A 4,252-nucleotide genomic window follows, 5' to 3' on the forward strand; every position below is an offset into this window, starting at 1 on the left:
GACGACGGACAGCCTCCCGGACGTCCGTCGTCCGGCGCGGGCCCGTGGCCGAGCCGGTTCACCGTCCGGCCCCGGCGCGTGCGGTTCAGCAGCCGAGTGGTGCCGCGCGACCACCGGCGGTAGCGGCCGGCAGGTACGCGCACCCACCGGCCACCGGCCGGAACACCGCATCCGACCCGGGTGGTCGGCGCCTCGGGGCCCCAGGCACGGCGGACCTCGGACCGGGGGCGTGCGGCGGTCAGGACGGGGTGACCGCCGGCGCCGCCTGGCGCACCGCCGGGGCCGACCGCAGGGTGGAGGCGCCCTGCCGCCAGCGGCTGAGGGCGAACTCGCCGAACTCCGCCTCCAGCCGCAGGTAGCAGGCGGCACCGAAGAGGACGTCCCCGGCCGCGTCCGGCCGGGCGAGGGCGTGGCTTCCGCACAGGTCGTTCGCGGCGACCTGCTCGTGGACGGCGTCCGCCTCCACGTGCTCGTCGAAGTACTCGACCGCCTCCGGCGACCCGCCCAGCCTGCGCAGACCGCCGCCGATCCGGCGGTTCGGCAGCGTCGAGGTCATCTCGAACGCGGCGAGGTGTCCGAGGGTGGCGCCGAGCCAGCGCCGGTGCAGCCCGAACAGGTGCATCAGGTTGCTGGCCGCGAGCATCACGGCGGGCGTCTCGTCGACGTAGGCGCCGTAGGCGTCGGACAGGCCCAGCTCACGCATCGTGACCCTGAACAGCTCGGCGTGGATGCGCTCCGGGTGGCCGCCGCCGTACTCGTCGGCCTGGATCTCCACCAGGGCACCCTTGGTCCGGCCGTCCAGGCGCGGCAGGGCCCAACTGTGCGGGTCCGCCTCCTTCAGGTGGTAGACCGACCGGTGGATGAGGAACTCCCGGAACTGGTCACGAGTGGCCTCCCGCTGGAGGAAGGTGGCCAGCGGTGGACCGTCGGAGTCGGCGATCAGCTGCCGCAGGGCGGCGGGGACGTCCCTGGGTTCCGGTGGCACCGAGAAGGGGGCGAAGGGGAGCAAGGCGGTTTCCCAGTCCCGTTCGAGACCGGAGCGCCACCACAGGAGTGCCGGGTTCCACTCCCACCGGTCGTCCACCTCCTCGAACCCCCGGTAGTGCAGCTCATAGCAGACCCACAGCGCCAGCTGGAGGTCGTCGTCGTGCCACGGCTCGTCGCTGGCGGCGCCGGGAGGGGGAAGGGAGACCCGTTCGGTGGGCCGCTGGCGCAGCGCCTCGATGACGGCGCCGCTCAGTGGTCCCCGTGGCGGGGGAAGGCGCATGTCTCCTCCTGGGGTCGCGGGTGTCCCCGTCGTTCCCGCGCCGGAGTGGACGGGGAACGCGGGGCTTCTCCGTCGCGCCGGGTACCCGGGCGGACCCGCCGCCAACCGGAGCGGGAGGAGAACGACCCGGCCGAGGGCGCCCGGTGCGGCCGGCCGCCGTTCCGTCCGGCGCGGTTCAGGCCGGAGGTTTCGGGTACCCCACCCTCGGCCAACAGCGCAAGGGCGGTCGAGCGGTGTCGTCGCCGTCCCGAGGAGGTCGCGATGAGAGCGGTTCAGTACACCGAGATCGGTGCTCCCCCGGTGGTGGTCGACGTCCCGACGCCCGAGCCGGGGCCCGGGGAGGTGTTGCTGCGGGTCACCGCCGCCGGGGTGTGCCACTCGGACATCACGGTCATGGACTGGTCGGCCAGCGAGTACCCGTACCCGCTCCCGTTGACCCTGGGCCACGAGGGCGCCGGGGTGGTGGCGGCCGTCGGGCCGGGCGTGGAGTGGATGGCCGAAGGCGAGTCCTGCGTGGTGTACGGCCCCTGGGGGTGCGGCACCTGCCGGAAGTGCGCGGTGGGGAAGGAGAACTACTGCCTGCGCGCGGACCGCTTGGGCATCCGCCCGCCTGGTCTCGGCGCGCCCGGTGCGTTGGCCGAGTACCTGTTGGTGGACGACCCCCGCCACCTGGTCCCGATCGGCGACCTCGATCCGGTGCGCGCGGTGCCGCTGACCGACGCCGGCCTCACCCCGTACCACGCCATCGCGCGTTCCGCGTCGAAGCTGGTGCCGGGAAGCACGGCGGTGGTGATCGGCGCCGGCGGCCTGGGACACCTGGGCATCCAGATCCTGCGCGCGACGACCGCGGCGCGGGTGGTGGCGCTCGACGTCAGCGAGGAGAAGATGGAGCTCGCCCGCGAGGTGGGAGCCCACGTCGTCTTCCCGTCCGACCAACGGGCCCCGGAGGCGGTACGCGAACTCACCGGCGGGGGCGCCGACGTGGTGCTCGACTTCGTCGGTCTGCCCGCGACCGCCGCGATCGCCGCCGCCTGCGCCGGTGTGGAGAGCGACGTGGTACTCGTCGGGGTGGAGGGCGGGTCCGTCGAGGTGGGCTTCGGGACCCTCCCGTTCGAGACGACGGTCACCGCGCCGTACTGGGGCAGCCGGGGGGAGCTGTTGGAGGTGCTGGACCTGGCGCGCTCCGGTCAGGTCGAGGCGGAGGTCGAGCGGTACGGGTTGGAGGAGGCGCCGGCCGTGTACGAGCGGTTGCGCGCCCGGCGGATCCGGGGACGTGGCGTGATCGTGCCGGGCGGCTGACGTCCTCAGGGCGGAGGGCGCCGGTGCGCACCGGCCCGGCCGACCGGGTTCACCGCTGGTCGAGTTCGTGGTGCACCCAGACGTTCGGCTCGACGTAGACGGCGAGGTCCCAGTCGACGTTGACGTCGACCGGGACGAGGGCCCCCGGCACCTCGACGCTTCCGCTGCTGTCGAAGGGCAACGCGGTCCACTCACGCCACTGCTGGAGGCTGCCCGCGATCGTCATGGAGGCGGGGCAGGTTCGGAGCAGTCGTCCGCCGGCCCGTGCGTGGACCCGGAGCCATGGGTCGGTGGGGAGGCCGTCGTCCCTGGTCTCCCTGGCGTACTCCTCCATCGCCATGTGCGGCCGGAGATGCTTGCGGGTGGGCCGAACGGGCGCTACCAGGTCGTGGAAACCGAGGCGCCGGCAGTTGTCCGCGAGCATCGCCAGCAGGCGCGGGGCCAGCCCCCTGCCCTGCACGTCCGTCCGGATCGAGATCTCGAGGGCGCTGACGGCGTTCGGGGTGATGCCCTCCCGGTCCTGCAGGAACGCGGTGCTGAGGACCCAGTCCCACCCGCCGGGGCGCAGCTCGTCCGGGTCCTTCCCCTTCCAGTGGAAGGGGACGCTGAGCACCTTGGCGATCGGGTCGTCCCCGTCGAAGACGATGAAGAGGAACTCCGGGAACCGGTCGACCGCCAGGTCGACGAAGGTGGTGACCGGGTCGTGGTCGATGAACGTCGGCCACCCGCTGTCGAGTTTCCACAACACCGACTCGAGCTCAGGCCGATCGGCCAGGGTCACCGCACGCAGGTTCATTCCGCGAGCATGCGGACAGCTGCCCGGCCCTGTCCACCGAATTGTTGGTGATCCCGCACGTCCCGCCGGTCCGGGGGTCCAGGCGAGTCGTCTCCCGGGTGCGCAGACCCAGCGCCGGCGGGGACGCGGAGGGCGAGGACGGGTGGGCGGAGGTTGGAGGAGGGTGAGCGACCACCCGGGTCGGCGGCCCTCACCGGTTCGTGCGGGTCCGCCACGCCTCGGGATGGCCACCGGTCGGGGACGCGCGGTGGCGGCGCTGCCGGAGCTCGGCCACCGCGAGCACCAGTGCGGCCAGGACGAAGGCCACCGCGCACAGCATCGCCACGGACAGCGCGATCGGCCACCCGCCCTGCGCCCTGCCCACCGCGCCGTGCAGGGCGGCCGAGAGCACCGCGGTGCCGATCGCGGTGCCGATGCGCTGCCCGGTCTGGAGCACGCCCCCGGCCACCCCGGCCAGGGTGCCGGGGACGCATTCCAGGGTCAGCGTGGTGTTGGGCGAGATCACCGCCCCACCGCCGACGCCGGCCACCAGCAGGGGGCCCGCCAGCGCGCTGGCCAGGTGGTCGGCGGGGGCGAGGGGGGCGATCACCGCGACCGCGCCGAGACCGAGAGCGACCAGGACCAGGCCCGTCACGGTGAGCCGGCGCCCCCACCTTGGCACGAGCCGCCCCGCCACCATCGCGGTCACCGCTGACCCGAGGGCGAAGGGGGTGACGGCGAGCCCCGACGCCAGCGCCGAGTAGCCGAGGCCGGTCTGGAAGAAGACCGCGAGCACCAGCCAGATGCCGCTGAAACCGCAGAAGTACACGGTGGCCAGGGCGACGCCCGTGGCGTAGCCGGGGGTTCCGGTGAACAGCCGGAGGTCCAGCAGCGGGAGCCGACCGGCGGCG

The 4,252-nt window shown here is 73.8% G+C and carries 4 protein-coding genes; 1 reads left to right on the forward strand and 3 read right to left on the reverse strand.

Going from position 1 to position 4,252, the window contains the following annotated elements:
- Window positions 1-238: 238 nt before the first annotated feature.
- Window positions 239-1,267, reverse strand: coding sequence for an iron-containing redox enzyme family protein (locus tag ACTIDRAF_RS0222275; protein ID WP_016700920.1), 1,029 nt, complete (start codon window positions 1,265-1,267; stop codon window positions 239-241).
- A 261-nt stretch (window positions 1,268-1,528) separates the two neighbouring features.
- On the opposite strand from ACTIDRAF_RS0222275, the gene ACTIDRAF_RS0222280 reads away from it, so the two are divergent.
- Entirely contained in the window at window positions 1,529-2,566 is a 1,038-nt protein-coding gene (locus ACTIDRAF_RS0222280; protein WP_016700921.1) for an NAD(P)-dependent alcohol dehydrogenase, read from the forward strand.
- Window positions 2,567-2,615: 49 nt separating this feature from the next.
- Here ACTIDRAF_RS0222280 and ACTIDRAF_RS0222285 read toward each other — a convergent pair whose 3' ends face one another.
- The gene (locus tag ACTIDRAF_RS0222285) at window positions 2,616-3,362 is read right to left on the reverse strand and encodes a hypothetical protein (protein WP_016700922.1); all 747 of its coding nucleotides are present in this window, start codon (window positions 3,360-3,362) and stop codon (window positions 2,616-2,618) included.
- Between the two features lie 190 nt (window positions 3,363-3,552).
- The coding region (locus ACTIDRAF_RS30550) for an MFS transporter (RefSeq protein ID WP_016700923.1) at window positions 3,553-4,252 on the reverse strand (700 nt) is incomplete at its 5' end.

The sequence above is a fragment of the Actinoalloteichus spitiensis RMV-1378 genome, from assembly GCF_000239155.1.
Lineage (GTDB): Bacteria > Actinomycetota > Actinomycetes > Mycobacteriales > Pseudonocardiaceae > Actinoalloteichus_B > Actinoalloteichus_B spitiensis.

Coding starts and splice junctions, on each gene's coding strand:
- ACTIDRAF_RS0222285 (WP_016700922.1), bottom strand. CDS start 3,362: ATGAACCTGCGTGCGGTGACCCTGGCCGATCGGCCTGAGCTCGAGTCG.
- ACTIDRAF_RS0222280 (WP_016700921.1), top strand. CDS start 1,529: ATGAGAGCGGTTCAGTACACCGAGATCGGTGCTCCCCCGGTGGTGGTC.
- ACTIDRAF_RS0222275 (WP_016700920.1), bottom strand. CDS start 1,267: ATGCGCCTTCCCCCGCCACGGGGACCACTGAGCGGCGCCGTCATCGAG.